Genomic DNA, 25,323 nt, shown 5'->3' on the forward strand with positions numbered 1-25,323 from the left:
GATGCTGAGTACTCGCCGAGAGTCGGCGACTAGGGCAGATCGGGGTTGGTTGGTGATGATGAGACGACTGCGTGTTGGAGTGGTCGCTACGGCCGTTGGGGGGCTTCTTCTGGCGTCGTTGGGGGCGACAGCTGCCGCTGCAAGCGAAGACGACGGCGACGTTCTGGCCGCATTGGCGGTGACGGCTGAGACTGACGAGGCGCCTGATGTCCTCTCTGACAACGCGGACCCGGCCTCAGTGGGGGTGACCGTCCCGGGTAACTCCGCGGACCCTGTGGTCATCGATTCTGGTGCGGTCGAGATCGGGGTGACTCTTCCTGGCGCGGCAGCCGATGCAGCCACAATCGGACAGGGCCTCGTTGGCTTTGATGGCGGGGACGGGTCGACGGCAGTGCCGGTGGTGAAGGACGACGGTTCGGTGCAGTTGATCTCCGTCATCGACGGCGCGTCGAGTCCTACGGAGTACCGCTATGAGCTGGATCTGCCCGCGGATGTCACGCTCGAGTCCGTCGACGATGGTGGCGTGGCAGTGACCGCCGCCGATGGCAGCGTTCTTTACGCGATCCTCGCTCCGTGGGCGGTGGATGCCAACGGTGCTGCGGTGAGCACCACCTACACGGTCGACGGCAACGACCTCGTCCAGCATGTCGCTCACGATGCATCAAACGCCTACCCCGTTGTGGCAGACCCGTGGCTTGGCGGCACGTGGACAGAGTCGTGGGCTTGGTACGCCGGTATCACGCGCATTGCGATGACGCCGACGCTGTTTGCCAAGGCTGCGTGCCCCGGCAACGTCGTTTGCGCGGCGACTTGGCAGGGAGCGGCGCAAACAGAGCTTGCGAATGCCCAGGTGAACTCGACGAATAAGGCGAAGATCAACAAGTCCACTACCCGCAACCAGATCGGCTGCCACCTGGTCGGCGGGGCGTTCAAGTCCCCGTGGAATCTGGAGACGAACGCTGCCGACAAGGGGCTGGCCGGGTTTATCGCCTCCGCCTGCAACTAAAGACCCGGGTGCTTATCGCCTGACGAACTGAGAGGCCCCACCGGCGAACCCGGTGGGGCCTCTTGTGCGCCCGGGCCCGGTTGAGATCAAACGAGGCTCGGCGTTCTTCGGGACGCCGACTTGCTATGCGGCGAGTATGAGTCGCGCCGTGGTATCCGTCGCCGGTGAGAGGAACACCAGCCCGGCGAGCGACCACCAGAGCCGCAGACCGGCCCCGGCCATGGACAGCACTGCTCGGGCGGGCAGCGTGGGCACACTCCATCGCCCTGCGATGAGTACGAGCACGGCCAAAAGTGTCCAGTGCGCCGACCAAATTGATGAATATCGCAACCACCAATACCGTCTCTCCGCCAGCCAAGTCGAGGGTGGCGTGAGCGATGAGCACGACGGTGAGCTTCGCGACGATCCAGACGACGTTTCCCTGCGGCGACAAGGACCACTACCGGTTGTCGCAGAAGGTCGGGGAACGTGACCAACAGCTGCACGACTACGGCCGGCACGGCTACCGGCTTGCGAACACGGTGACGGTGCCCGGAACCGAGTTCGTGACCGTCATCGACACACTCACCAGGGAGGACGTCTGATGGTGCACGAGCACTCCCCTGCGCCTGTCTTGCTGACCCCGGACGAGGCCGCAGCGATCCTGGGCCGCGACGTGGCGGAACTGCGACGGTGGCGGCGTCAGAACGTCGGCCCGACGTTCCACGACCTCGGCCGCGGCCTGATCCGCTACGCCCGCGACTCGGTGCTGGAGGCGGCGGCTATGACGCCGGTTCGATGAGAGTCGAGTCGGCGGGGTCGACCGTGCGGGAGTTGTTCACCCGCCGGTCGACCTCGTATGTGTGCATCGTCGACGCGATCGCAGACGAGGCATGATGGAGGTCGGCTAGCAGCTCGGCGCGGTGCGCTTTCGACTGGGTGGCATCGCCGTCGACGGTGAGCGACACGGGGCTCAGCCACTCGTCCCACAGGTCCGCGGTGAGAAACGCCGGCATCCGGTCATGTACCTCTCCGCTGGCGTCGCGGGCCTCGCGCGTGACGACGACGAACACCCGGCGCCGTTCCCCCGCCACATCCATAGTCCAGGTAAGGCCGGCCGCCGCTAGCAGCTCGTCGCTGTGGATGAAGTGCGGCTGCTTGTCACCTTTCGGGCCGGTCCACTCGTAGTAGCCCCGCATCGGAACGATGCACCGCGCGTTCGAGAACGCGCCCACCCAGAACCCGGTCGGCAGCTTCTCCATCCGTGCGTTGATGATCGGCGCACCGGTCGGGCGGCTGGCCGGTTTCGGCCAATCCCAGCGCGCCAGGGTGACCTCCCGGTTCACCGTGCCGTCCTCGCCGGCCCATTCACGAACGATCGGAGCATCCGATGTCGGCGCGACGGAGTATGACGGCCGCCAGTCATGCGCGCGGCCACCCTGAGCGACGAACTCCTCGATCAGCTCGTTCGTCTCTCTGTTCATCGCGAAGCGCCCGCACATGGCTACCTGCTCACCTTCTCGGGCTGCGCCAGGGCGCGGCGCACGGAGGCGGAGCTGACGTGCAACGTCTTGGCGATCGTCTCCCATGTCGCCGGCGGGGTCTGTGCGCGCATCTGTCGCGCGACTTCGACCCGCTCGGCGCTCATCACCGTGGGGCGGCCTCCGACGCGGCCCTGGGCGCGTGCGTACTCCAGACCGAGCCGGGTGTTCTCCCGGATCGTGTCGACGCGCAGCTGCGCGAACACGGCGACGATGCCGAACAGGGCGCGACCCATGGGGGTGGTGGTGTCGATCACCGGCTCGGTGAGGCTCTTGATATCGACGCCTTTGTCCTCCAGCTCGTGCAGCGTCTCGATCAGGATGCGCTCGGTCCCGCCGAGACGGTCGAGGCGGCGCACCAACAGGACGTCGCCGGCGCGGAGGTAGTCCATGCACGCGACCCACTGTGGGCGGTCCTTGACCCGGCTGGAGTCGCCGTGATCGACGAACACCCGCGCCGCTCCCGCGGCGTGCAGCTCGGCCTCTTGCGCCTTCGGATTCTGTTCCCGCTTGGACACTCGGGCGTATCCGACGATGTTCATAGTCCCCTCCCCTGCTCGGCTTCTCGGCCGGGCGTTGTCGGCCGACGTGAGCGTCCCCTCGACGTCGACGGGGCGGAGCGTCCGGGCGGCAGGCTGCTGCCCAGGTTGGCGAATGCGCGCAACTGCTCCATCCGTTCCGGGGTGAGCCGGCCACCCGCGGCCGGCTGTACGATGCGGTCGAAGATGCCACGCAGCTCGGTGAAGTCCTGCCGTTCCATCGCGTCCCGTGACGCCTGGTCGTTCTCCGCTCCGGTCACTCGGCTCCAGTCGAGGTCGAACCCGGCGCCGGCGGCGATCTGGGTCCAGAAGATGCGTTGCGTGCGGCCGTTGCCCTCCCGGAACGGGTGCAGGTAGTTCACCTGGTCGTAGTGATGTGCCAGGCGCGCCACGAACCGGTCACGGTCCAGCCCGTGCAGCTGGTGCTCCTCCGCGAGCTCCGCGAACGCGAACCCCGCCGCGGACTCCAGCCGGGACACCGGCATGAAGAACTCCGCGGCGGGATCGGTGCCCTTGCGGATGTCGACGGTGCGCAGCTGCCCGGCCCAGTCGTAGACGTCCTGGAACAGCTGTCGATGGATCGCCTGCAGCTGTCGGAGATCTCCGGTGACTCTGACGGGTCGGGTGATCATCTCGGCCCGTCGCCACTCGGTCAGTTCCGCTTCGGCGCGATCCAGCGTGGCATGGTCTGTCAGGCCGAGCCGGTTGTGGAGGATGCCCGATGCGGGCTCGAGGTACGGGTCGACGAAATCAGGCAAGGCCCCAGCGGGCCCGGGTGCGGCGTCCCAGCTCGTCGACGTCGAACTCCCCCGCCGCGTAGGAGGCGGCGTCGGCGCGATATTCGGGGCCGGCGGTGAGGCCTTCCATCGCGGAGCTGTGTGCGGCGTCGGCCACGACCCGCTCACGCAACTCGCGCTCGGCCGCGGAAATGGTGCTGGCGGTCTTGACGCTCATGGTGGCCTCCTTCGTTGCCTCTAGCCTACCGGACTTGCTCAAAAACCCATAGAACTGGTTTTGCACAGAATGGGGTTTTGACAAGGGTTTTGAGCATCCGCGTGTGGAGTTGATCGCTCGGTGGCGGTGTTCTGTGATCGCTTGGCGGCGTTAGTTGCCGATGACGAGGATGCTAGCTGCGGCTTCGATGACGTCGTCGGTGATGGTCTCAAGCCCGTTGATCTTCAGCACTCGGGCGATCTGAGGGAAGAGCCGTTCAAGGAGACGAAAGTTGCCACGGGTGATGCGTTCGATCGCAGCTATCGCCTGCGCGTCGGTGAAGTCCTCTGGGTCGAGTTGCTGTCCTAGGTGTTTCCAGTGGCGGTCGAGGACGAAGAGGAGTTCTTCTCGGCCGAGGGTTCGGTAGTGGTGGGAGAAGCCGAGTCGGCTGTAGAGCTGTGGGTAGTGGCGGAACCGTTGGTCGATGCCGGGCATGCCAATGAGGATCATAGAGAGGTGTTCACGGTCGTGGCGGTCGCGGAGCAGCTCGAGCGCAGTCGGTGTGAGCCTTTCGGCTTCGTCGATGATGAGCAGATCCACGAGGTGAGACATGCCGATCGGCGTGGTGGTCGGTTCGGTCTCACGCGAGCGGAGGTGTTCGTCGGCGCAGATCTCGACCTTTGCCTGCCAGCGGTCGATGTCGTGCATGAGATCTTTGGGTCTGCAGAGGACCTCGGGTGTGTAGAAGACAGTCCGGGATCGGTTGGCGAGGGCGTAGTGCTTGGCGTCGTGCTCGCCGCGAGGTCCCCACTTGTTGATGTAGGGCTCCAGAGCGTCCCAGTTTGCGTAGCGGCGGGCGGAGTTGGTCTTGCCGACGCCGGCGTCGCCGTGGCAGATGCCGATGGTTTTCTCTTTGCGGACGGCGTTCGCGAATTCGGTGAAGCGTCGGTGCTCTTTGGTGACGATGAATGGCTGGTTCATCACTCGTCCTCTTCGTAGGTGCGTAGCCGGCGGCGATGCGGAGGTGCCGCGACGTCGCGTGGCTCGTCGCGGGTGACGGCGGTGAGGATGCGGTCGTTGATGGTGTGTCGGAGTGCGCGGCGGCGGGCTCGGCGGGCGGTTTCGATGTCGCGGAGGCTGAGGCGGAGATTGGGGTGGGCTTCGTCGACGGCGATGCAGACGAATGTGTCGCGGTCGTACACGCGGATCTCGGAGATGTCGCGCGGGTCGTAGCGGATTGTGATCGTGTGCCCGACGAAGGGGGCGAGTGTCGGAGCGAGGTAGCGCTGGCCCTGGAAGTGAATGCCGTCGCGCTGCACGACCCGGTTCTTGGGGACCGTGAGCAGGAGGCCGTCGAGTTGTTCCAGACTGTCGGGCATTCGCGGAAGCCAGCCGTTCGCGACCCACGCGTCCCGAGGCGATACTCCGAGCTCCCGGTGCGGGCGTGCGTTGTACATCCCGATGAACCCGCCGATCGCCTGGTCGAGGGCGGCCAGATCTAGAGCGGGGTGAGGATTCCTGTCGCCTGGTCTGAGGTGCCCGGGGAGAGTGGAGAGAAGCTCTGTGTTGATGGTGCGGAAGAAGCGTTCGATCTTGCCGCGGCCTTGGGGCCGAGCCACGGTGGAGTGGATGATCCGGATGCGCAGCTCGATGGCGGTGCGTTCGAGGTGATGGCTGGTAAAGTCGGAGCCGTGGTCGACGTGGAGCACGTCGGGTATTCCACACATGGCCCACGCGGGGTCGGTCTTGCGCCAGATCGCCTGCCTGAGCGCGAGGGCCGTGTTCATCGCTGATGGTGCACCGGTGAAGACGGTGTATCCGCAGATCGCGCGTGAGTGGTCGTCGATCACGATCGTGAGCCAGGGTCGATCAGATTTGCCGCCTACGGCACTGGTGATGAGGATGTCGAGTTCGGTGTGATCGGCCTGCCAGATCTGGTTGGGCCCGTCGGCTCGGCGCCGGTATACGAGCTCGTATCGATCGCGATACGCAATGGGTCCATCCAACGCGAGCGTTACCAGTGCCGGGTCGAGGGACTGCACGATATCTCGGACGGTGGCGTAGCTGGGCACCACCAGGCCTTGCCGCTCCGCTTCGGTACTCGCAAGGCGGTGCAGCGTCGCGATCGCTGGCCTCGGCCTGGTCAACGCGAGGTGCTCGATGAATCTGACCAATTCGCCCCCCGTGCGACGAATGCCGGCGTCGGCTCTCGGTTGAGGGTCGAGTGCAGTGATGCCGTGGTCTCGGTAGAGCTGGTGCCAGCGTTGGAGCGTGCGCAGGCCAATCCCGGTTTCTCGGGAGAGAGCGGTGAGAGGTATCTGGTCCTCGACGTGTAGTCGAAGAATTCGCCACCGCTCCCCGCCGCTCATCACATCGCTAGATGGTGATGCTCTCGCGGCTGGCGAGGGCTTGCTGGTGGCGGTAGAGCGTGGCGCGACTCCACCCGACGAGCCGTGCTGCATCTTCGGCGGTGCGACCTTTCGCTCGGGCGTCGGCGGCGATCGCGAGCTTGTCGGCGATTACCGCTGGGTCCGAGAGTGGACGACCGAAGCGAGTGCCGCTCTGCCTGGCGGCGGCGATCCCAGCATTTACCCGCTCGACAATCAGTTCACGCTCGTACTCCGCGAGCGTGGCGAGCATGTTCAGCATCAACCGGCCCGTCGATGTCGCTGGATCTATCCCATCCGAGACAGAACGCACATGGATGCCCCGCTCGCGCAGCAGGTTTACGGTGTTCAGCACGTCGATGAGGGAGCGGCCGAGGCGGTCCACGCGCCAGACGACGACGGTGTCACCGGCTTCTGCGTGCTCGAGGAGTTTTTTCATCCCACGACGCTCGATCGCGGTCTTGCTCCCGGAGGTGACATCGGCGAACACGTCGCGCTTCTGAACACCAGCGGCGACGAGTGCGTCGAGCTGCAGCTGCGCATCCTGGCTCGATGTGCTCACGCGGGTGTATCCAAGAAGTCTCACTCGGCCATTGTGCCTCACAAACCCCGCCGCGTCATCGCGCTGAGACACTTTCCGGTGAGACGCATTGTTGAGACAGACGCTGACCGAGGATCACACGGATCAGCGATCACACAGCCGGGATCCGGCCGATGTCTCGAAAAGCTGTAGCTTTTCGAGATGCCCTGCTGGTGCGTACAACGACGGGTTTACGGTAGCGGCCGCGGGATGACGTTGCAGATGCTGCGCTCCGAGCACGTCGCTGGGTCGACGGCCGAACTGGTGGTGAGCATGTCGACGAGTTCTGTTTCGAGACGGGCGAGTTCTTGTTGACGGACCCTGACTTCATTGAGTTTGCCATCGAGCAGCGAGTGCACGTGCGAGCAGGGCGCCTGCCCGTCTTCCCGGAGAGTGAGGACTCCGGCGATGTCGGCCAGCGTCAATCCGGCAGATTGAGCGGCGCGAATGAATCCGACGCGGGAAGCGACCTCATCGTCATAGACCCGGTATCCATTGCTTTGTCGACTCGGTGCAGAAAGTAGCCCTTCGCGTTCGTAGAAACGAAGGGTCTGGGTGCTGACTCCCGTGGTGGCGGCGAGGTCTCCAATGCGCATACCCCCATTTCACCACTTGACCTTGTACCGGGCTGCAACGTTTACGGTCGATGCATGCAGATCACGTTGCAGTACTTCGATGGGTGCCCGAACTGGGAGACGGCCGCGGATCGCCTCACGGTGATCGCCGCGGAACGATCCGACGTCACGGTGAGCCGGCAGCTCATCGAGACGCAGGAGGAAGCGGAAGCTCTCGACTTCCGCGGGTCCCCGACTCTCCTGGCCGACGGTGTGCCGCTGTTTCCCGCGCCAGAAGCTCCGCCCGGCCTGTCGTGCCGGGTGTATTTGACACCGGCAGGTCTTGCCGGGTCGCCCACGACAGAGCAGATCCGGGACGCCATCAGGACCGTCGAAGCGGGTATCCGGTGAGTGACGCGTTCGATCTGCTGGTCATCGGTGCAGGCATGGCGGGCACGTCCGCTGCGAACAAGTGTGCGGCGCAGGGCTGGCGGGTCGGGATTGTCGACGCGTTGCCCTACGGCGGTACCTGCGCGCTCCGGGGATGCGACCCGAAAAAGATCCTCCGCCGCGGCGCCGAAATCGTCGATGCCGCCCGGCTGATGAACGACACCGGCATTACAGAAGGCGGCCTCCGTGTCGACTGGCCGGCCCTGATGCGGCGCAAGCGCGGCTTCACCGACGGTGTCCCGAAAGGCATGGAAGACGAACTCACCGGCAACGGTGCCACCACTTTTCACGGCCACGCCGAGTTCACTGGCCCGAACACCCTCACCATCGATGGCACTACCCACCACGCCGACCGCTTCCTCATCGCCACCGGGGCCACCCCGAGGCCGTTGACGTTCCCCGGTGCGGCACACCTCATCGACAGCACCCAATTCCTCGACCTCGATGCTCTACCGCAGCGGATCGTGTTCATCGGCGGCGGCTTCATCTCGTTCGAGTTCGCGCACATCGCCGCCCGCGCCGGCGCGCAGTGCACGATCATCGACCACGGCCCGCGACCCCTGCGCGAGTTCGACCCCGACCTGGTGGAGTTGCTGACCTCCCGCACCGAGCAAGCCGGCATCCACGTCTACCGAAACACCAACGTCACCGCCATCGAGGCCGCCCCCGCCGGGTTCCAGATCAGCATCAACACCCACGGCACGACCACCCGTCTTGACGCGGACCTCGTCGTTCATGGAGCAGGTCGCGTCCCCGCCCTCGATGGCCTCCATTTGGACGCTGCCGGTATTGCCGGCAGCCTACGTGGAGTCACCGTCGCCGGGCACCTGCAAAGCACCACCAACCCCGCCGTCTATGCCGCAGGAGACGCCGCCGACACCGCGGGACGTCCCCTGACTCCGGTGGCCGTGTTTGAGGGGAAAGTCGCCGCGTCGAACATGCTCAAAGGAACCACCACAGCACCCGACTACACCGGGGTCCCCACGACCGTGTTCACCATCCCGGAGCTGAACCGGGTCGGCCTCCTCGAAGAAGAAGCCGCCACAAGCCACAACACCGCCGTTCGCTTCACTGACACCAGCAACTGGTACTCCACCTACCGGGTCGCCGAAACCACCGCCGCCGCGAAGATCATCATCGATACCGACACCGATCAGATCCTTGGCGCGCACCTGCTCGGCCCCGGCTACTCCGAACTGATCAACACCTTCGGCATCGCCATCAAACTGGGTCTCACCACCCGGCAACTCAAATCCACCACCGCCACCTACCCCTCCCTCGGCTCCGACCTCGGCTCCCTACTCTGACCAACTAACACACAGAGCCGACTACCTCTGCTTTCCGTCAGTCGCCGGCCAGCCACACCCGTCACTAAGCCCCAATACCGTTCAGTTAAGGGTTCGTGCGGTAGTTTTGGGGTATGCCTCGTTCTGGTTGGGTGAAGCCGGTTTCTGACCGCCGGTTGTCGGATTTGGTGTCGGTGGGTTTGCTGACACGGGTGTTTCCTGCGGAGGTTGTTGATCAGGTGATTGCTGATGCCGGGCGTACCGAGCAACGGAATCGGTCGTTGCCGGCGCGGGTGATGGCGTATTTCTCGATCGGGATGGCGTTGCACTCGGAGGGTTCCTACGAGGATGTGTTCGCCCAGCTGACGGATGGGCTGGCATGGTCCTCGGGCTGGGCCGAGTCATGGTCGCCGCCGTCGAAGTCGGCGATCTTCCAAGCCCGCTCCCGGCTCGGATTCGAACCCGTGCGTGACCTGTTCACCCGGGTGGCGCGCCCGCTGGCCAGGCCGGCGACACCGGGTTCGTGGTTGGCCGGACGAAGACTGGTCGCGATCGATGGCACGGTCTTGGATCTGGCTGACACGCCGGCGAATGTCGACTTCTTCGGCCGCCCCGCGTCGAGTCGGGGTGAGCATGCCGCGTTTCCGCAGGCCCGGCTGGTGGCGTTGGCCGAGTGCGGCACCCATGCCATCCTCGACGCTGAAATCGGCCCATGCACCACTTCGGAGATCGCGTTGTCTCGGGAACTGCTCGACAGGCTGGAGCCTGGAATGCTGGTGCTCGCCGACCGAGGCTTCTACGGGTTCACACTCTGGCAGCAAGCCGCGGCCACGGGTGCAGACTTGCTCTGGCGGGTCAAGACGAACCTGCGCCCGCGGTTTCGGGAAGCTCTACCCGACGGGTCATGGTTGGCGGAGATCATCCCCACCTCCGGCACCGACCGGAAGTCGACACCGCCGCTGAAGGTGCGGGTCATCGACTACACGATCGAGGACGGGAGGGAGAACCCCGAGTCGTATCGGCTGCTCACCACGATCCTGGATCCAGCCGAGGTGACCGCCGAAGACCTCGCTGCGGCCTATTCCGAGCGGTGGGAGATCGAGTCCACCTTTGACGAGTTGAAGACACATCAGCGTGGCCCCAGGGGCGTGCTGCGCTCCAAGTCTCCCGATTTGGTCCAACAAGAAATCTGGGGGCACCTGTGCTGCCACTACGCCATCCGCACCCTCATGGTCGACGCCGCCGCCCACGCCGGACGGGACCCCGACCGGGTCTCGTTCGTCGCAGCGCTACGCATAGCCCGCCGCTCAGTCGCCTCGGGCTCTTTTTCCCCCTCAGCGCCCTGACACTGCCGTCGCCGCATGGCGTCACGCCATCCTCAGCCTTCTCAAACGCCTGAACCCTGCGCGCCGACAGCGCTCAAACCCCCGCGTGATCAAACGCAAGATCTCCAAATGGCTTGCCAAACGCGACCACCACAGTCGTTGGCCACAACCCGCGAACAGTCCCCGAGTTCACGTTCAAACCCTTAACTGAACGGTATTGCACTAAGCCCCGATCCACCGATGACCGTGGGTGCTGGGCAGCTAACGCGACTCGGAAATGTCCCTCTGACCGGGAAGGATGGAGCATCCCTGTGGTCCTATTCATCCAACCCTGACAGTCATCTCGTAGATGCAGCGCAAACAAGCCCCGGCGTCGGTGCCCGTAGCGTTGAGCGATCCGGACAAGGACGCGAACTGCAGGCTCCTGCGAAGATCCGTCGTTTCATGTGTTCCTCTCAAGTTGCCCCGCGAGCGCGAGACATCTTGAGAAAGTATCAATCCGGAATGCGCTTGCCTAGATGCTCCTGCATACATTTACGCCGCAGGGACCAAGAACGCGACGACTACGACGCCGACTCCACTCGCCACGATGATCGCTGCTACCCCGAGCGCCGACGAGAATCGTGGCGTGGGCCGACGTGTGAGCAACAGTGTCAGCAGCACGGCAAGGATGGAAACGAGCCCGGCGCCGACATATGCGATGGTTGCCTGCAGGGCGTAGTCTGGGGGCGGCGGTGCGGGATCCACGAGTGGTCGGGCGTAGCGGAAGCTCGCAACGTATATGAGCCCTAACACGACGAGCGCGGTGACGACCGACTCGAACACCCACACGGACCGGTTGCTCATCGACCCCTGCGCTTTCATCACAACCCTTTCTAACAGCTCAACACGGTTCTCGGTCTGGCAAGCGATCGATCAGGGTAGCCCCCTCCGCTGGAGCGGGATGCGGGGCTCGCATCGGCATGTCCCGACGCGCCACAGACCAGGGCAGAATCCATCGCGCGATCAAGCTCCATCAGTAAGCTCCTGAGCGCACCCTCGATTCACCGATGAATCGCAGTATTGAATGGGTGGGAGCATTGACCGGAAATGCCCCTCGGATCAGGGAAAATAGAGCTTGTCTAAGGTTCCAATTCCCAGAAACGAGAGGCATCTCGTAGATGCAATTCAAGCACGCTCCTGCCGCGGTGTCAGCGGTGTTCGATGATCCGAATCTCGTGTCGGCCGCGGGGCTGGTGCCGATGCTGCGACTCGCGCGTTCCGCGGGGCTGGACGAGCTCGCGCGTGAGCGGTTGAGCGTCCCGACGGACAAGGGCGCGAACGCGGGCGCGAAGGTGATGTCGCTGGTGGCGGGGATGCTCGCCGGGGCGGACTCGATCGACGACATGAATCTGCTCCGCCACGGCGGGATGGGCCGGTTGTTCGATCGGACGTATGCGCCATCGACGCTGGGATCGTTCCTTCGCGAGTTCCGGTTCGGACACGTCCGGCAGCTCGATGCGGTCGCCTCCCGCGTCCTGGCGAACCTCGCTTCGGCTGCGCCGCTGCTGCGGGTGCGGGCTGGTGAGCGGGTGATGGTGGATCTGGACGACACGATCATCGAGGTCCACGGATACCAGAAGCAGGGCGCCTCGTTCGGGTACTCCGGTGTCCGCGGTTTGAACGCACTGATCGCCACGGCATCGACGTCGGCATCGGCGCCGGTGATCCTCGGGCAGCGGCTGCGGCAGGGGAAGACCGGATCCCCGAAAGGCGCCGCACGGATCGTCGGTGACGCCCTCGCCACCCTGCGCCGCACCGGCGTCGCCGCAGGGGCTCGGCCGTTGCTGCGGGCGGATTCCGCGTTCTACGGCCACGCCACGATCGGCACCGCGATCAAAGCCGGCGCCGACGTGTCGGTGACCGTCCGGATGGACCCGGCGGTGAAGGCCGCGATCGCGACCATCCCGGATGACGCGTGGGAGATGATCGAGTACACCGACTCAATCCGTGACGAAGCCACAGGCCAGTTGATCTCCAAAGCCGAGGTCGCCGAGATCGACTTCACCGCGTTCCGCTCCCGCAAGAAAGCCGAACGCGTCGCGGGACGGCTGGTGGTCCGCCGGATCCCCGACCTGAACCCGGCACAGGCGGAGCAACCGACACTGTTCGACACCTGGCGGCACCACGCGTTCTTCACCACGACCAACACGGACGACATGGACACCGTGGTGGCGGACAAGACCCACCGCGCTCACGCGATCATCGAGCAAGTCCACGCCGACCTCAAAGCCGGGCCGCTCGCGCACCTGCCCTGCGGAGTGTTCACCGCGAACAGCGCCTGGCTCGTCCTCGCCGTGATCGCGTTCAACCTCACCCGGACTGCCGGAATCATCGCCGATCGGGTGGGACGGCTCGCGAGAGCGACGACCGCGACGATCCGCCGCACCCTGATCCACGTCCCGGCGCGGCTGGCGCGCTCCGCGCGCCGGATCACGCTGCACCTACCTGAGGCCTGGCCCTGGCAGAACGCGTTCACCCAGCTATTCACGATCACGCACGCGCCGCCACCAGTCGCGGCCGTCTGACCATGGCCGCGACCGCGGCACGACCGAGGAGCCAGTGGACGACCGGGATGCGACGCCCGGAGCTCAACCCTGCCCACGACACGCCACCGCACACCGACCACGCCAGCCCGGCCCACCCAAAGCTCATCGGTGGATCGAGGCTAAGCGCAATACCGTTCAGTTAAGGGTTTGAACGTGAACTCGGGGACTGTTCGCGGGTTGTGGCCAACGACTGTGGTGGTCGCGTTTGGCAAGCCATTTGGAGATCTTGCGTTTGATCACGCGGGGGTTTGAGCGCTGTCGGCGCGCAGGGTTCAGGCGTTTGAGAAGGCTGAGGATGGCGTGACGCCATGCGGCGACGGCAGTGTCAGGGCGCTGAGGGGGAAAAAGAGCCCGAGGCGACTGAGCGGCGGGCTATGCGTAGCGCTGCGACGAACGAGACCCGGTCGGGGTCCCGTCCGGCGTGGGCGGCGGCGTCGACCATGAGGGTGCGGATGGCGTAGTGGCAGCACAGGTGCCCCCAGATTTCTTGTTGGACCAAATCGGGAGACTTGGAGCGCAGCACGCCCCTGGGGCCACGCTGATGTGTCTTCAACTCGTCAAAGGTGGACTCGATCTCCCACCGCTCGGAATAGGCCGCAGCGAGGTCTTCGGCGGTCACCTCGGCTGGATCCAGGATCGTGGTGAGCAGCCGATACGACTCGGGGTTCTCCCTCCCGTCCTCGATCGTGTAGTCGATGACCCGCACCTTCAGCGGCGGTGTCGACTTCCGGTCGGTGCCGGAGGTGGGGATGATCTCCGCCAACCATGACCCGTCGGGTAGAGCTTCCCGAAACCGCGGGCGCAGGTTCGTCTTGACCCGCCAGAGCAAGTCTGCACCCGTGGCCGCGGCTTGCTGCCAGAGTGTGAACCCGTAGAAGCCTCGGTCGGCGAGCACCAGCATTCCAGGCTCCAGCCTGTCGAGCAGTTCCCGAGACAACGCGATCTCCGAAGTGGTGCATGGGCCGATTTCAGCGTCGAGGATGGCATGGGTGCCGCACTCGGCCAACGCCACCAGCCGGGCCTGCGGAAACGCGGCATGCTCACCCCGACTCGACGCGGGGCGGCCGAAGAAGTCGACATTCGCCGGCGTGTCAGCCAGATCCAAGACCGTGCCATCGATCGCGACCAGTCTTCGTCCGGCCAACCACGAACCCGGTGTCGCCGGCCTGGCCAGCGGGCGCGCCACCCGGGTGAACAGGTCACGCACGGGTTCGAATCCGAGCCGGGAGCGGGCTTGGAAGATCGCCGACTTCGACGGCGGCGACCATGACTCGGCCCAGCCCGAGGACCATGCCAGCCCATCCGTCAGCTGGGCGAACACATCCTCGTAGGAACCCTCCGAGTGCAACGCCATCCCGATCGAGAAATACGCCATCACCCGCGCCGGCAACGACCGATTCCGTTGCTCGGTACGCCCGGCATCAGCAATCACCTGATCAACAACCTCCGCAGGAAACACCCGTGTCAGCAAACCCACCGACACCAAATCCGACAACCGGCGGTCAGAAACCGGCTTCACCCAACCAGAACGAGGCATACCCCAAAACTACCGCACGAACCCTTAACTGAACGGTATTGAGGCTAAGCGATCACAAAACACCGCCAAAAAGCGACAATGTCCACACATCCGCGGTTCCGCGGATTCTCGGGAGGGGCACTGCGCGTCAGCGACCCTGCTCAGAACCGATCGTTTCTGGCCCCACCATCAACGACGGGCGTACTGTCACGCACCGGCTTTTATGGAGGGAGTTGTCTGACCCTGAGGGAGTAAGTAAGTGGTGCCGAAGAAGTATCCGCTGGAGCTGCAGGAGCGAGCGTCGAGGCTCGCTTCCGAGGCGTCGCACCGTCGCCTCAGTCGGCAGTATCGGCGATTCCTACGACAACGCCATGGGCGGAGACGTTCAACTCGCTGTTCAAGGCCGAACTCGTCCGCAACCGCGGTCCCTGGAGGGGCATCGACGACCTCGAGATCGCCACCGCCGAATACATCGACTGGTACAACAACCGGCGACTCCACGGCGAGATCGGCATGGTCTCACCAGTCGAGTACGAAGCTGCCCACGTCTACGGTGACTGCGCGGTCATCCCGGATCCGACAGTCGAGCAGCTCGCCGGTGTTATCCGCGCAAACAGCAAGGCAGTTCGGTATCCAAGCTCGAATCGCGATGCTCAGCTACTCGACGGGTGAATCGGGATCGGGTGCGGACGTCGAAAAGGTGCGGATGGCGACGGGGCTGGTCCGGCGGCGCCAACCGGACCTGCTCGTGGAGGGCCCCATCCAGTACGACGCGGCGGCGGATCCCGCGGTCGCGGCGGCAAAAATGCCCTGCTCCGCGGTGGCCGGCCGGGCGACGGTGTTCGTCTTCCCCGACTTGAACACCTACAAGGCGGTACAGCGCAGCGCTTGCGCGGTGGCGATCGGACCGATCCTTCAGGGCCTGAACAAACCCCATCAACGATCTCTCGCGTGGCGCGCTCGTGCGCGACATCGTCAACACGGTGGCCATCACCGCGATCCAAGCCCAGGCTAGACGGTCGAGCGGCTCGGCATGAGCATCATCCTGGTGGTGAACACCGGCTCGTCGTCGATCAAGTACCAGCTCATCGACCTCGCTACCGAGCGGTCGCGGGCGAGGGGGCTGCTGGAGCGAATCGGCGAACCGGGCTCCGGCATCCCGGATCACGAGACGGGCCTTCGCGGCGCTCTCGGTGGTGTCGATCCGAAGATCAGGATCGCTGCGGTCGGGCACCGTGTGGTGCACGGTGGTGACCGGTTCACCACGCCGACGCTGCTCGACGACGCCGTGCAACAGGCCATCGACGATCTCTCGGAACTCGCGCCGCTGCACAATCCCGCGAACGTCGCCGGGATCAGGGCGGCCAGGGCCGTCCTTCCCCAGGTGCCCCATGTCGCCGTCTTCGACACCGCATTCCATGCGACCCTGCCCCCCGCCGCATACACGTACGCGATCGACACGGCGCTCGCGGTGAAACACCGGGTGCGCCGCTACGGCTTTCACGGCACGTCGCACAAGTTCGTGTCAGAACGCGCCGCCGAGATGCTCGGCCGGCCGCTGGGAGAGCTGCGCACGATCGTGCTGCACCTCGGTAACGGTGCCTCCGCGGCCGCGGTGCGCGGCGTATCGATCGACACGTCGATGGGGATGACTCCGCTGCAGGGCCTGGTCATGGGCACGCGCTCCGGTGACATCGACCCGGCGGTGCTCCTGCATCTGCATCGGGTGGCAGGGCTCGACATCGACGAACTCGACGATCTGCTCAACCGGCGCAGCGGCCTGCTCGGGATGACCGGCAACGGTGACATGCGCGATGTGCAGGCGGCCGCCGCCACCGGAGACGACACGGCGGAGGCCGCGCTCGCCGTGTATCGGCACCGCATCCGCCACTACATCGGCGCGTACACGGCGCAGCTCGGCGGTCTCGACGCGCTCGTCTTCACTGCCGGTGTCGGCGAGAACAACGCGCTGCTGCGGCGGCGGGTGGTCCAGGGGCTCGAGTTCTTCGGCATCCATGTCAACCCCAACCGCAATGAGTTGAAGTCGAAGCAGGCGGGCTTCATCTCTCCGGATGGCGCACCGGTCGCCGTGCTGGTGATCCCCACCAACGAGGAGCTCGAGATCGCCCGCCAGACCGCGCAGGCCGTCGGCAGACGGGCGGAAGATTGACCTCCTTGGTCATGGATGACGAACCGGGTACGACGCGAGCCGCATCCAGCAGATACGAGGCACCGAGCAGTAGTGAGGACGAGTCGCCGAAACAGCGCCGGTCGGGTCTCGCGAGGGCCATCCCGCACGGCGGCGACGAGCCCCGCCCACAAGACGATATGGCGGGCGTTCCGCGTCTTGCCGAGGCCGTCGAACGGAAGTGATTCGACCGGTTCGGGTCAAGTCCGCGGTGGTGGTGTATCGGTTCGGTGATCCTTCGTTGTGGGGTTATGCGCTGAGGGCGTGAAGTCCGGGGGTGCTCACCTCCTCGGGTTCGGCGCCGATGGCCTGGCTCTTGGCGAGGACGTCGAGGCCGAGATAGCGGCGGGCTTCGGCCCATTCGTCGTGCTGCTCGGCCAGGACCGCGCCGACGAGGCGGATGATCGAGCTGCGGTCGGGGAAGATGCCGACGACGTCGGTGCGGCGGCGGATCTCCCGGTTCAGCCGCTCGTTGGGGTTGTTGGACCAGATCTGCCGCCAGATCTCCTTCGGGAACACGGTGAAGGCGAGGATCTCCTCCCGGGCGGCCTCCAGGTGCTGGAAGCTGCGCGGGAGCTTGTGTTCGAGGGCGTCGAGGACCCGGTCGAACTGGGCGTGCACGGCGTCTTTGTCGGGTTGGTCATAGACCGAGTGCAGCAGCGTCTTCACCCACGGCCACGAGGACTTCGGCGTCACCGCCATCAGGTTCGCGGCGTAATGGGTGCGGCAGCGTTGCCAAGCAGCTCCCGGCAGCGTCGCGCCGATCGCTGCCAGGAGGCCGGCGTGGGCGTCGGAGGTGACCAGCTTCACCCCGGTGAGGCCGCGGGCCACCAGGTCGCGGAAGAACGCCAACCAGCCGGCGCCATCCTCAGCGCTGGCGACCTGGACGCCGAGGATCTCCCGGTGCCCGTCGGCGTTGACACCGGTCGCGACCAGGACGTGCACGATCACCACCCGGCCGCCCTCACGCACCTTCATCGTCAACGCGTCGGCGGAAATGAACGTGTATGGGCCGGCACCCAGCGGTCGGGACCGGAACTCGGCGACATGGGCGTCGAGGTCTTTGGCCATCTCCGACACCTGCGACTTCGACAACCCCGTGATCCCCAGGCTCTGCACCAGCCCGTCCATCCGGCGGGTGGAGACGTCGTGCTGGCCTCCGGCGGCCACACTCGGATCTGGCGCCGTACGTCGCGGCGGCGGCGCTCCAGCAGCCAGTCCGGGAAGTAACTGCCTTGCCGCAGCTTCGGGATCGCGACATCGATCGTTCCGGCGCGGGTGTCGAAGTCGCGGTGTCGGTAGCCGTTGCGGCGGTTCACCCGCTCGTCGGTGATGGTGCCGTATGCGGCGCCGCAGACACTGTCCGCGTCCGCGGAGAGCAGCGTGTTGACGAACGTGGTGAGCATCTGCCGCAGCAGATCCGGAGAGGCCTGAGCCAGGTGTTCCTCAAGGAAACGGGCAGGGTCGATACTGGGAGGGACGGTCATCGTCGGGGGTCCTTTCGAGATGGATTTAGCGGTTCTCTCGAAGGATCACGCGGTGACCGTCGCTACGTTCGGAGCGACACACTCACCGGGAGCCGTACACAGAGATGATGGACTCGGCTCCGGCGTCGGCGTGACTCGAAATTACACAGACGCCCGTGAGGGCTGTCTTTTTGTGGATCTGTCCACCGACGCCGGGGTCGCTGCGGACCGGGCAGGGACATGACTTGATAGGAGCCTGACCGGGAAGTCGTCTCACCTCTGTGCTGTCTGCACCTACCCGACCCGCGGTGACGTATCCACCGTTGGAAGGGAATCCGTCTATGACGAGCATGACACCCGCTCTCTCGCCCGCCAACCCTCCGGCTCCGCCGGGTCGGTTGGTCGCGGGGATCGACACGCACAAGCACACTCACCACGTCGCGATCATCGACTCTGTGGGCCGACCGGTCGTGGACGACGAGTTCCGCGCGGACGGTCGCGGCTACGCGCAGATCATCGCATTCCTCCGTGACCACGGGCAGATCGAGCGGATCGGTGTCGAAGGCACCGGGTCGTATGGTGCCGGGATCTCTCGCGCGTTGACCGTCGCCGGACTGACCGTCGTCGAGGTCGCGCGGCAGAACCGGCAAGCACGCCGGCGGCGGGGCAAGTCCGACCCGCTGGACGCGCACCAGGCCGCGGTCGCCGTGCTCGCCGGCACCGACATCGCGACTCCCAAGAGCGGCGACGGCGCAGTCGAGTCGCTGCGGATACTCGTGAGCGAACGCCGCTCCGCCGCGAAAGCCAGGGCGCAGACCATGAACCAGATCCACGCACTACTGGTTACCGTCCCTGAGCTGGTTCGGCAGACGTTCCGGGCGCTCTCCGGGCAGCGGCTGGTGACGACGCTGGCGCGGACCCGCCCCAGCGGCACGACCGCAGTGGATCCGGAGTCGGTTGCAAGACAAACTCTGAAGCGTCTCGCTGCCCGCCACCTCACCCTGCAGGCTGAGATCGACATCATCGAGAAGCAACTGGAGGAACTGGTCCGTGTCGTGAACCCGACACTGCTGTCGCTCAGCGGTGTCGGAGCGGTCACCGCAGCGACGCTCCTGGTCGCCGCCGGCGACAACCCGGAACGGCTTGCGACCCGGGCGAGCTTCGCCGCTCTCGCCGGAGCCGCACCGATCCCCGCCTCCTCAGGGCAACGCACCCGACACCGACTCTCCCGCGGCGGGAACCGGCACGCGAACGCCGCCCTGCACCGGATCGTGCTACTACGCATGCGACACCGCGAGCCGCGCACCATGGCCTACTTCACCCGCCGACGCGCCGAGGGACTCACCGACCGGGACATCATGCGCTGCCTGAAACGCCACATCGCGAACGAGGTCTACACGGCGCTGCTCAACCCCGCCGCCGAGAACCCCGCCGGTCGTGAGCTGCGCGCCCGACGGCAAGCGATCGGAGTCCCGATCAGCGTGCTCGCCGCCACCCTCGGAGTCCCTTACCAGCGGCTCCGACGGCTCGAGATCGGCACCCGCGCCGACCCCGAACTCGAACAACGCGCCACGCTCGTCCTCGCCCAACTCGAGCATCCGAGGGCCGCTTGACAGCAATAGGAGCATCCACTCTGCCGGACGCCACTCTGGGTGGCCTCGTTTTCGCCCGTCGTTAATGCGTCAGATTGGAGCTTCGCCGACAGCACACCTTTGCCCCGGAGATTGGATGCAACCACGGGGGCCGGATCGGCCAATCGCTCGCCTGACCGGAGTCGCCGCCGGCTGTCGTGCCCGGCAAGGCCTCCGGTGGGCGCACCCGGCGAGGTGGGTTACGCGCCCGAGCGACGCGGCGTGGTGTTCCGGTAGCTTGAGGACATGCTCGAATGGGTTGCGTGTCTGGGATTGGAACTCGCGCTGGCCGCTTCCGGCTCTTCCGTGTCATCGGTGTCGCATCGGTGATCGTCGGCGGGCTCGTCGCCGCGGTGACCTCACCACTGAACCTCGCACATGGTTCGTGGGCTGCGGCCTACCTAGTGCTGGTGAACGGGGTGTCGCAGATTGCGCTCGGTGACGCCCAGGCCACCCTCGCCAGGCGCGCTCCGTCATCCGCCATCGTGACGACTCAGCTGATCGGCTGGAATGCGGGAGGCGCAGCGGTGATCGGCGGCACCGTGGCACGGACGCCACTTCTCGTCGATGCAGGCGGCGTCCTGCTCGTTCTCGCCTTGGCGCTGATGATCCGCGCCGTCGGCTGGCGTCGCCGCGGAGCGCCGACCTGGCCGCTCCGGCTCTACCGACTGCTGGTCATGCTCATGCTCATCAGCATCCCGGTCGGGCTCGTGCTCGCTCACCTTCGCGAACCGTAGCGCTCGTTGTGGTCGGCCGATTCACTTCCGGCCACGGAACCGCATCACCTGGTGCACCAGGCCCGTGCGTACCGCCATCTCGAGACCCTCCATCCGTGCGGTGACTGTCAATTCTGCAGGTTGCACAAGCCGGTGGGGCGAGCGGTCGACGAGGTGGATCAGCTTCGCTGTCGGCGAGGCGGTCAGATCGTATCCGAGCAGCAGGCCGCCCGGTCGGAGCACGCGAGCCGCTTCTGCGATGGCGGCTTGCCAGTTCACCACGTGATGCAGCATCAAGAAACTCAGCACGAAGTCGAAGGACCCGCTGTCGAAGGGGAGCGCCGTTGCGTCCGCTCGCTCCACTCGGGGACCGGGGCGGGGCAAACGACCGCGGGCTCTGGCCACCATGCCCTCATCGACGTCAGTGACCGTCAGACGGATTCCGGGTGCGCGCTGCAACAGCGCCGCAGCCGTCGCTCCGCTGCCGGCACCGAGCTCCAATACATCACCGCTGGGATCGTGGCCCTGCAGCGCCCAGGGCAGGATGACAGATCCCGTGAAGCGACCCCAAGCGGAGCTGCTGCAGAATGCCGTCTCGATGCGGGACATCTTCGGCATGAAGTCTCCGGTCTCAGCAGGAGATGTTCCGGCAAGCCCACGCGCCGGTCAGCGGACGGCGCTGGATGGTGCCAGAACGTTCGGGTCGATGAGCACGTCGTCGCCGTCGAACGTCACGGCGTAGACAGGGACGGGCTCGTAGGCGGGTAGGGTCAGCGGCATCCCCGTGTGCAACGAGAACTTGGAGCCATGTGCCCAGCACTCCAACGTCTCGTCCTCGACGAAGCCCTCGCTCAGGGAGACTTCCCCGTGGGTGCAGGTGTCCCCGATCGCGTGCACCGTGCCGGCCGAGTCCATCACCACGGCGATCGGCACACCGTCGAGAACGACGCGCCTGGCGGAGCTGACCGAGAGTTCCGCGACAGAGCACACCTTGGTCAGGGCCATCAGTTCGCCACCGCCATCGGGATCAGGGATTAGGGATCAAACCTCTCTAGTGTGCCCTTTTTCCACCGGGATCGCTCTCCCAGGCGGAAGGCGCGTGATATCGGCGTTCTCAAGAGCGGATCGGCGCGCTCGCCGGTCCGCTGGAACCGGGCACCCGGTGAACCGGATCAGCGTGATGCCTGCGACGGTATGGCAGGGTGCGAACTGTGGCACGACAGCCTCCACAGCGTTTGCCGGACAAGAGCGTGTCCTCCCGGACACTGGAGAGGCGGCGATTCCCAGCACTCCCTCATCCGGCCGTGCCAGCCTCAGGCTTCATGGAGTTCACCGAAACGATCGAGTTCGTCGGTCGCACCATTGAGGGTGCCGGGGTGGCTGTCATCGTGGTCGGGGCCGTCATCGCGTCCGTGACCGCCCTCGCGCAGCTCATGAAAAGGACGGCCGGTGTCTACCGCACCTACCGCCGGTCCCTCGGCCGCGCGATCCTCCTTGGACTGGAATTGCTGGTCGCGGGCGACATCATCCGCACGGTGGCGATATCGCCCACCCTTGAGAGCGTCGCGGTGCTGGCGGCCATCATCCTGATCAGGACCTTGCTCAGCTTCTCACTTGAACTGGAGATCACCGGCCGCTGGCCGTGGCAGAAGAAGGAGGACGAGGAATGACCTACGTGATCGCACTGCCGTGCGTCGACGTGAAGGACAAGGCATGCATCGAGGAATGCCCGGTGGACTGCATCTACGAGGGCGACCGGATGCTGTACATCCAGCCCGACGAGTGCGTCGACTGCGGCGCCTGCGAACCGGTCTGCCCCGTTGAGGCGATCTACTACGAGGATGACCTGCCTGACAAGTGGGCGGACTACTACAAGGCCAACGTCGAGTTCTTCGACGACATCGGCTCTCCCGGCGGCGCCGCGAAGCTCGGCAAGATCGACAAGGACCATGCCGTGGTCTCCTCGCTGCCGCCGCAGGAGCAGGGCGCTCAGCTCTGAACGACCGGTGGCATCGTGTCCTCCTCCGCGGAGGCTGCGTCACTCGACGAGTTTGCCGACGACGGAATCGTCGTCATGCATGAGCGCCAGGATGTGCGGGTCCGCCGCCGGTATGGCCTCCCGCTCCACGCCGCTGTCTGGCTTCCAGAGGAGGCTCACCTGCAGTTCCGGGTCGGTCTCGGGGAAGTCGGAGCGGTTGTGGGCCCCGCGCGTCTCCCGGCGTTCGCGGGCCGATTCGAGGGTTGCGCGGGCCGCGATGAGCGAGCCCTTCAGGTCGAAGGCGTGCGCCAGATCGTCGAACCCGGCGATATCTGGATGTGCGGCGAGGTCCGGCATCCGGGCCTCCACGGCCGCCAGCCGGTCCAGGCCCGCCTTCAGCCCCGCGTCGCTGCGCACGACGCCGGCGTGCTCGGTCATGATGTTGCGGACGTCGCGCTGCATCCGTCGGGCGTTCTCCGTGCCGCCGGCGGACAGCAGATGGTCAATCTCGGCACGCGCCTGCGACACCGCCTCGGCGTCGCGGTGCGGTGCTGCTGAGCCCTTCGCGAATACTGCCGCCGCTCGCCCGGCGATCCGCCCGTACACCATGAGCTCGATCAGGGAGTTGCCGCCGAGCCGGTTGGCGCCGTGCAGTCCGCTGGCCGCTTCACCGATCGCGTAGAGCCCGGCCACATCCGTCCGATGCTCCTCCGGCTCCACCCAGACGCCGCCCATCGAGTAGTGCGCGGTCGGGGCCACTTCCATGGCCGCGGCGGTGATGTCCAGCATCTGCAGATCCAGCATGGTGCGGTACACCCTGGGCAACTTGGTCAGGATCGTCTCGCGCGGCAGATGCGAGACGTCGAGATAGACGCCGCCCTTGGCGGTGCCGCGCCCCTCGGCGATCTCGGTGAAGTTCGCCAGCGCCACGCGGTCGCGGGTGGAGAGCTCCATCCGCTCGGGATCGTACCTGCTCATGAAGCGTTCGCCCTCGGCGTTCCGCAGGATCCCACCCTCCCCTCGGGCCGCTTCCGAGATCAGGGTCCCGGCGGCGTCCTCCGGTTCCAGGATGCCCGAGGGGTGGAACTGGACCAGTTCTGCGTCCCGCAGCCTTGCGCCAGCGAGGGAGGCCAGCCGGAAGCTGTCGCCGGTGTTCTCATCGCGGCGGGACGACGTACGGCGCCAGATCCGAGTGTGGCCGCCGGAGGCCAGCACGACGGCGTCGGCGTGGATGATCACGTGCGAGCCGTCGGAGGTCTCGAACCCGTACGCGCCGAAGACCCGGCCGCCAGAGGTCAGCAGCCGGGTGACGTAAACGGTGTCGAGGATGTTCAGGTGCAGCTCGGTGGACCGGCGCAGCAGGGTGCGCTGGATCTCGAGCCCGGTGTAGTCCCCAGCGTACGCGGTACGCCGGTACTTGTGGGCGCCGAAGAAGCGCTGGCTGATCCGTCCGTCGAGTTCCCTGGCGAACGGCATGCCCCACCGCTCAAGGTCTGCGATCCCCTGGGCTGCGCCTTGGACGACGGTCTGCACGACCCGGGGATCCGCGAGCATGTAGGACTCCTTGATGGTGTCCGCGGCGTGCTGCTGCCAGGAGTCCTCCGGGTCGACGGTGCCGAGGGCGGCGTTGATGCCGCCGGCCGCCAGGGTGGTGTGCGGGTCGTGCCGGCGTCGCTTGCCGACGGCCAGCACATCCATGCCGGCCTCCTTCAGCTCGATGGATGCACGCAGGCCCGCGCCTCCGGTGCCGATCACCAGCACGTTCGTGGCCAGATACCGTTCCTCTGATCGCCGCATGCCTTCACCGTAGTTCGCCCGCGGCTGGGGGCGAAGGGGCAGACCCCACGGTGAGCGAGGTTGTGACGTGCAGCACAGCCGAATGCGGAATACTGAGCGCTCGCTACCGTCATCGTCGACCGCCGTCTGGAAAGGCACTCCCATGAAGAAGTTCTCCCTGACCGCGATCGGGCGAGTGCACCTCGACACCGCCCGGCGGGTCGCCAGCGGAAGGAGCGCGAACACGGTGTACGGCGGCCATGAGCATGTCCTTCGCCAAACCGTGATCGGCCTCGTCGGAGGCCAGCAGCTGAACGAGCACCTCAATCCCGGTGAAGCAACCGTCTTTGTCCTTCAGGGACGGATAGGCATGGCAACGGACGTCGATCATTGGGACGGACGGGTCGGCGATCTGCTCATCGCGCCTCCGGGCATGTACTCGGTGACCGCGGTCGAAGACTCGGCAGTTCTGCTCACCGTCGCGAAGACCGACCGGCGACACGGGCCAGCTGCGCGGGACCCGGTTGCCGTGGCGAAATTCCGGGGGAGCGGTGCGCTGATGATCCCCGGCGTTGTCTTGGAGTAGCCCGCACATCACGCTGACAGGACGTCGCCGCGCTCCCCATCCCCGATGAGCAAGGCGACCACGTCCATCGACTCCGCACAGAACCCGTCGGTGCGGATGGCGGTCGATCCGTTGGCCGCCGACGGTGACGCGGAGTTCCGCACGGCGAGACAACTGCGGCTCGGGCCGGGAGTGGAGGGGCACAGGTGCTCCCTCGGTGACGCGGCACCGTCCTCGGGAATTCGTTGATCCACAGCCGGGACGGACATCCCGCGCAGTGGCGCCATGACCTGGTCGATCCGGCGAGGATCAGGCCTGG

Annotated in this window: 28 protein-coding genes and 3 pseudogenes; 16 read left to right on the forward strand and 15 right to left on the reverse strand. The window is 66.0% G+C overall.

Translation table 11 applies throughout. The features are described from left to right. The first annotated feature begins 79 nt into the window (after positions 1-79). On the forward strand, positions 80-1,006 hold the full coding sequence (locus ACT9TC_RS10630; RefSeq protein ID WP_458040484.1) for a hypothetical protein: 927 nt from the start codon (positions 80-82) through the stop codon (positions 1,004-1,006). Positions 1,007-1,129: 123 nt separating this feature from the next. Here ACT9TC_RS10630 and ACT9TC_RS10635 read toward each other — a convergent pair whose 3' ends face one another. Next, complete coding sequence (locus ACT9TC_RS10635) at positions 1,130-1,291, reverse strand: hypothetical protein (protein WP_458040485.1); 162 nt, start codon at positions 1,289-1,291, stop codon at positions 1,130-1,132. Positions 1,292-1,383: 92 nt separating this feature from the next. Between ACT9TC_RS10635 and ACT9TC_RS10640 the strand changes: the two genes are divergently transcribed. Further along, positions 1,384-1,590 carry a hypothetical protein gene (locus tag ACT9TC_RS10640; protein WP_458040486.1) on the forward strand — a complete coding sequence of 69 codons (207 nt, stop codon included), beginning with the start codon at positions 1,384-1,386 and terminating at the stop codon, positions 1,588-1,590. Further along, positions 1,590-1,787, forward strand: coding sequence for a helix-turn-helix domain-containing protein (locus ACT9TC_RS10645; RefSeq protein WP_458040487.1), 198 nt, complete (start codon positions 1,590-1,592; stop codon positions 1,785-1,787). Before ACT9TC_RS10640 ends, ACT9TC_RS10645 begins: the two co-directional genes overlap by 1 nt. On the opposite strand, the gene ACT9TC_RS10650 is transcribed toward ACT9TC_RS10645, so the two are convergent. The 8 genes from ACT9TC_RS10650 to ACT9TC_RS10685 all read right to left on the reverse strand — a co-directional run bounded on the left by ACT9TC_RS10650 (position 1,768) and on the right by ACT9TC_RS10685 (position 7,561). Next, positions 1,768-2,574 carry an SOS response-associated peptidase gene (locus tag ACT9TC_RS10650; protein ID WP_458040488.1) on the reverse strand — a complete coding sequence of 269 codons (807 nt, stop codon included), beginning with the start codon at positions 2,572-2,574 and terminating at the stop codon, positions 1,768-1,770. The genes ACT9TC_RS10645 and ACT9TC_RS10650 overlap by 20 nt on opposite strands. Next, positions 2,490-3,068: a recombinase family protein gene (locus ACT9TC_RS10655; RefSeq protein WP_458040489.1), complete on the reverse strand. Its 579-nt coding sequence runs from the start codon at positions 3,066-3,068 to the stop codon at positions 2,490-2,492. Before ACT9TC_RS10655 ends, ACT9TC_RS10650 begins: the two co-directional genes overlap by 85 nt. Beyond that, on the reverse strand, positions 3,065-3,823 hold the full coding sequence (locus ACT9TC_RS10660) for a Fic/DOC family protein (protein ID WP_458040490.1): 759 nt from the start codon (positions 3,821-3,823) through the stop codon (positions 3,065-3,067). The genes ACT9TC_RS10655 and ACT9TC_RS10660 overlap by 4 nt, the downstream gene beginning before the upstream one ends. Then, entirely contained in the window at positions 3,816-4,019 is a 204-nt protein-coding gene (locus tag ACT9TC_RS10665) for an antitoxin VbhA family protein (protein ID WP_458040491.1), read from the reverse strand. The genes ACT9TC_RS10660 and ACT9TC_RS10665 overlap by 8 nt, the downstream gene beginning before the upstream one ends. 150 nt (positions 4,020-4,169) lie before the next feature. Beyond that, on the reverse strand, positions 4,170-4,979 hold the full coding sequence (locus tag ACT9TC_RS10670) for an AAA family ATPase (RefSeq protein WP_060921758.1): 810 nt from the start codon (positions 4,977-4,979) through the stop codon (positions 4,170-4,172). Beyond that, on the reverse strand, positions 4,979-6,367 hold the full coding sequence (locus ACT9TC_RS10675; RefSeq protein ID WP_082750003.1) for a Mu transposase C-terminal domain-containing protein: 1,389 nt from the start codon (positions 6,365-6,367) through the stop codon (positions 4,979-4,981). Before ACT9TC_RS10675 ends, ACT9TC_RS10670 begins: the two co-directional genes overlap by 1 nt. 7 nt (positions 6,368-6,374) lie before the next feature. Further along, a complete protein-coding gene (locus ACT9TC_RS10680; protein ID WP_060921759.1) occupies positions 6,375-6,971 on the reverse strand; it encodes a recombinase family protein in 597 nt (198 codons plus the stop codon). Between the two features lie 185 nt (positions 6,972-7,156). Continuing rightward, a complete protein-coding gene (locus ACT9TC_RS10685) occupies positions 7,157-7,561 on the reverse strand; it encodes a heavy metal-responsive transcriptional regulator (protein ID WP_183151636.1) in 405 nt (134 codons plus the stop codon). A gap of 54 nt (positions 7,562-7,615) precedes the next feature. Between ACT9TC_RS10685 and ACT9TC_RS10690 the strand changes: the two genes are divergently transcribed. From ACT9TC_RS10690 to ACT9TC_RS10700, 3 genes are all read left to right on the forward strand, one after another. Continuing rightward, complete coding sequence (locus ACT9TC_RS10690; RefSeq protein WP_060921760.1) at positions 7,616-7,930, forward strand: hypothetical protein; 315 nt, start codon at positions 7,616-7,618, stop codon at positions 7,928-7,930. After that, complete coding sequence (locus ACT9TC_RS10695) at positions 7,927-9,276, forward strand: dihydrolipoyl dehydrogenase family protein (RefSeq protein ID WP_082750005.1); 1,350 nt, start codon at positions 7,927-7,929, stop codon at positions 9,274-9,276. Before ACT9TC_RS10690 ends, ACT9TC_RS10695 begins: the two co-directional genes overlap by 4 nt. A gap of 113 nt (positions 9,277-9,389) precedes the next feature. Next, the gene (locus ACT9TC_RS10700; protein WP_168914865.1) at positions 9,390-10,601 is read left to right on the forward strand and encodes an IS4 family transposase; all 1,212 of its coding nucleotides are present in this window, start codon (positions 9,390-9,392) and stop codon (positions 10,599-10,601) included. A 513-nt stretch (positions 10,602-11,114) separates the two neighbouring features. Here the strand turns inward: ACT9TC_RS10700 and ACT9TC_RS10705 are convergent. Then, the gene (locus ACT9TC_RS10705; protein WP_196382795.1) at positions 11,115-11,426 is read right to left on the reverse strand and encodes a hypothetical protein; all 312 of its coding nucleotides are present in this window, start codon (positions 11,424-11,426) and stop codon (positions 11,115-11,117) included. 314 nt (positions 11,427-11,740) lie between these two features. Between ACT9TC_RS10705 and ACT9TC_RS10710 the strand changes: the two genes are divergently transcribed. After that, positions 11,741-13,147: an IS1380 family transposase gene (locus ACT9TC_RS10710; RefSeq protein ID WP_196382794.1), complete on the forward strand. Its 1,407-nt coding sequence runs from the start codon at positions 11,741-11,743 to the stop codon at positions 13,145-13,147. A gap of 346 nt (positions 13,148-13,493) precedes the next feature. On the opposite strand, the gene ACT9TC_RS10715 is transcribed toward ACT9TC_RS10710, so the two are convergent. Then, positions 13,494-14,705, reverse strand: coding sequence for an IS4 family transposase (locus ACT9TC_RS10715; protein ID WP_168914865.1), 1,212 nt, complete (start codon positions 14,703-14,705; stop codon positions 13,494-13,496). A 333-nt stretch (positions 14,706-15,038) separates the two neighbouring features. Here ACT9TC_RS10715 and ACT9TC_RS10720 point away from each other — a divergent pair. The 3 genes and pseudogenes from ACT9TC_RS10720 to ACT9TC_RS10730 form a co-directional block, all read left to right on the forward strand. After that, positions 15,039-15,212 (forward strand): annotated as a pseudogene (locus ACT9TC_RS10720) (integrase core domain-containing protein); the annotation flags it as partial. A gap of 18 nt (positions 15,213-15,230) precedes the next feature. Continuing rightward, positions 15,231-15,721, forward strand: a pseudogene (locus ACT9TC_RS10725) (phosphate acyltransferase); the annotation flags it as partial. Then, positions 15,718-16,854 (forward strand): acetate/propionate family kinase, encoded by a 1,137-nt coding sequence (locus tag ACT9TC_RS10730; RefSeq protein ID WP_458040492.1) that lies wholly within the window; start codon positions 15,718-15,720, stop codon positions 16,852-16,854. The pseudogene ACT9TC_RS10725 and the gene ACT9TC_RS10730, both read left to right, overlap by 4 nt. Positions 16,855-17,121: 267 nt before the next feature. On the opposite strand, the pseudogene ACT9TC_RS10735 reads toward ACT9TC_RS10730, so the two are convergent. Beyond that, positions 17,122-18,359, reverse strand: a pseudogene (locus ACT9TC_RS10735) (IS256 family transposase). Positions 18,360-18,679: 320 nt separating this feature from the next. On the opposite strand from ACT9TC_RS10735, the gene ACT9TC_RS10740 reads away from it, so the two are divergent. Further along, positions 18,680-19,951, forward strand: coding sequence for an IS110 family RNA-guided transposase (locus ACT9TC_RS10740; protein ID WP_458040493.1), 1,272 nt, complete (start codon positions 18,680-18,682; stop codon positions 19,949-19,951). Positions 19,952-20,232: 281 nt separating this feature from the next. Next, positions 20,233-20,706: a hypothetical protein gene (locus ACT9TC_RS10745; protein ID WP_458040494.1), complete on the forward strand. Its 474-nt coding sequence runs from the start codon at positions 20,233-20,235 to the stop codon at positions 20,704-20,706. Positions 20,707-20,727: 21 nt separating this feature from the next. Here the strand turns inward: ACT9TC_RS10745 and ACT9TC_RS10750 are convergent, their stop codons facing one another. Further along, positions 20,728-21,303, reverse strand: a complete 576-nt coding sequence (locus ACT9TC_RS10750; RefSeq protein ID WP_458040495.1) for a class I SAM-dependent methyltransferase — start codon at positions 21,301-21,303, stop codon at positions 20,728-20,730. A gap of 48 nt (positions 21,304-21,351) precedes the next feature. Then, positions 21,352-21,690 (reverse strand): non-heme iron oxygenase ferredoxin subunit, encoded by a 339-nt coding sequence (locus tag ACT9TC_RS10755; protein WP_458040496.1) that lies wholly within the window; start codon positions 21,688-21,690, stop codon positions 21,352-21,354. A 317-nt stretch (positions 21,691-22,007) separates the two neighbouring features. Here ACT9TC_RS10755 and ACT9TC_RS10760 point away from each other — a divergent pair, with 317 nt between their 5' ends. Together ACT9TC_RS10760 and fdxA are read left to right on the forward strand one after the other, a co-directional pair. Beyond that, positions 22,008-22,355: a DUF1622 domain-containing protein gene (locus ACT9TC_RS10760; protein ID WP_458040497.1), complete on the forward strand. Its 348-nt coding sequence runs from the start codon at positions 22,008-22,010 to the stop codon at positions 22,353-22,355. Continuing rightward, positions 22,352-22,684, forward strand: coding sequence for a ferredoxin (fdxA, locus tag ACT9TC_RS10765; protein ID WP_458040498.1), 333 nt, complete (start codon positions 22,352-22,354; stop codon positions 22,682-22,684). Before ACT9TC_RS10760 ends, fdxA begins: the two co-directional genes overlap by 4 nt. Before the next feature lie 39 nt (positions 22,685-22,723). Here the strand turns inward: fdxA and ACT9TC_RS10770 are convergent, their stop codons facing one another. Continuing rightward, positions 22,724-24,460 carry an FAD-binding protein gene (locus ACT9TC_RS10770; protein WP_458040499.1) on the reverse strand — a complete coding sequence of 579 codons (1,737 nt, stop codon included), beginning with the start codon at positions 24,458-24,460 and terminating at the stop codon, positions 22,724-22,726. 142 nt (positions 24,461-24,602) lie between these two features. Between ACT9TC_RS10770 and ACT9TC_RS10775 the strand changes: the two genes are divergently transcribed. Continuing rightward, positions 24,603-25,025 carry a LuxR family transcriptional regulator gene (locus ACT9TC_RS10775; RefSeq protein WP_458040500.1) on the forward strand — a complete coding sequence of 141 codons (423 nt, stop codon included), beginning with the start codon at positions 24,603-24,605 and terminating at the stop codon, positions 25,023-25,025. A gap of 45 nt (positions 25,026-25,070) precedes the next feature. Further along, complete coding sequence (locus ACT9TC_RS10780; RefSeq protein WP_458040501.1) at positions 25,071-25,253, forward strand: hypothetical protein; 183 nt, start codon at positions 25,071-25,073, stop codon at positions 25,251-25,253. Positions 25,254-25,323: the final 70 nt, after the last annotated feature.

This window comes from Microbacterium sp. HM-570 (assembly GCF_054165885.1).

Coding starts and splice junctions, on each gene's coding strand:
- ACT9TC_RS10640 (WP_458040486.1), top strand. CDS start 1,384: ATGAGCACGACGGTGAGCTTCGCGACGATCCAGACGACGTTTCCCTGC.
- ACT9TC_RS10645 (WP_458040487.1), top strand. CDS start 1,590: ATGGTGCACGAGCACTCCCCTGCGCCTGTCTTGCTGACCCCGGACGAG.
- ACT9TC_RS10650 (WP_458040488.1), bottom strand. CDS start 2,574: ATGGGAGACGATCGCCAAGACGTTGCACGTCAGCTCCGCCTCCGTGCG.
- ACT9TC_RS10655 (WP_458040489.1), bottom strand. CDS start 3,068: ATGAACATCGTCGGATACGCCCGAGTGTCCAAGCGGGAACAGAATCCG.
- ACT9TC_RS10665 (WP_458040491.1), bottom strand. CDS start 4,019: ATGAGCGTCAAGACCGCCAGCACCATTTCCGCGGCCGAGCGCGAGTTG.
- ACT9TC_RS10670 (WP_060921758.1), bottom strand. CDS start 4,979: ATGAACCAGCCATTCATCGTCACCAAAGAGCACCGACGCTTCACCGAA.
- ACT9TC_RS10675 (WP_082750003.1), bottom strand. CDS start 6,367: ATGAGCGGCGGGGAGCGGTGGCGAATTCTTCGACTACACGTCGAGGAC.
- ACT9TC_RS10685 (WP_183151636.1), bottom strand. CDS start 7,561: ATGCGCATTGGAGACCTCGCCGCCACCACGGGAGTCAGCACCCAGACC.
- ACT9TC_RS10690 (WP_060921760.1), top strand. CDS start 7,616: ATGCAGATCACGTTGCAGTACTTCGATGGGTGCCCGAACTGGGAGACG.
- ACT9TC_RS10700 (WP_168914865.1), top strand. CDS start 9,390: ATGCCTCGTTCTGGTTGGGTGAAGCCGGTTTCTGACCGCCGGTTGTCG.
- ACT9TC_RS10705 (WP_196382795.1), bottom strand. CDS start 11,426: ATGAGCAACCGGTCCGTGTGGGTGTTCGAGTCGGTCGTCACCGCGCTC.
- ACT9TC_RS10710 (WP_196382794.1), top strand. CDS start 11,741: ATGCAATTCAAGCACGCTCCTGCCGCGGTGTCAGCGGTGTTCGATGAT.
- ACT9TC_RS10715 (WP_168914865.1), bottom strand. CDS start 14,705: ATGCCTCGTTCTGGTTGGGTGAAGCCGGTTTCTGACCGCCGGTTGTCG.
- ACT9TC_RS10730 (WP_458040492.1), top strand. CDS start 15,718: ATGAGCATCATCCTGGTGGTGAACACCGGCTCGTCGTCGATCAAGTAC.
- ACT9TC_RS10740 (WP_458040493.1), top strand. CDS start 18,680: ATGACGAGCATGACACCCGCTCTCTCGCCCGCCAACCCTCCGGCTCCG.
- ACT9TC_RS10750 (WP_458040495.1), bottom strand. CDS start 21,303: ATGCCGAAGATGTCCCGCATCGAGACGGCATTCTGCAGCAGCTCCGCT.
- ACT9TC_RS10755 (WP_458040496.1), bottom strand. CDS start 21,690: ATGGCCCTGACCAAGGTGTGCTCTGTCGCGGAACTCTCGGTCAGCTCC.
- ACT9TC_RS10760 (WP_458040497.1), top strand. CDS start 22,008: ATGGAGTTCACCGAAACGATCGAGTTCGTCGGTCGCACCATTGAGGGT.
- fdxA (WP_458040498.1), top strand. CDS start 22,352: ATGACCTACGTGATCGCACTGCCGTGCGTCGACGTGAAGGACAAGGCA.
- ACT9TC_RS10770 (WP_458040499.1), bottom strand. CDS start 24,460: ATGCGGCGATCAGAGGAACGGTATCTGGCCACGAACGTGCTGGTGATC.
- ACT9TC_RS10775 (WP_458040500.1), top strand. CDS start 24,603: ATGAAGAAGTTCTCCCTGACCGCGATCGGGCGAGTGCACCTCGACACC.
- ACT9TC_RS10780 (WP_458040501.1), top strand. CDS start 25,071: ATGAGCAAGGCGACCACGTCCATCGACTCCGCACAGAACCCGTCGGTG.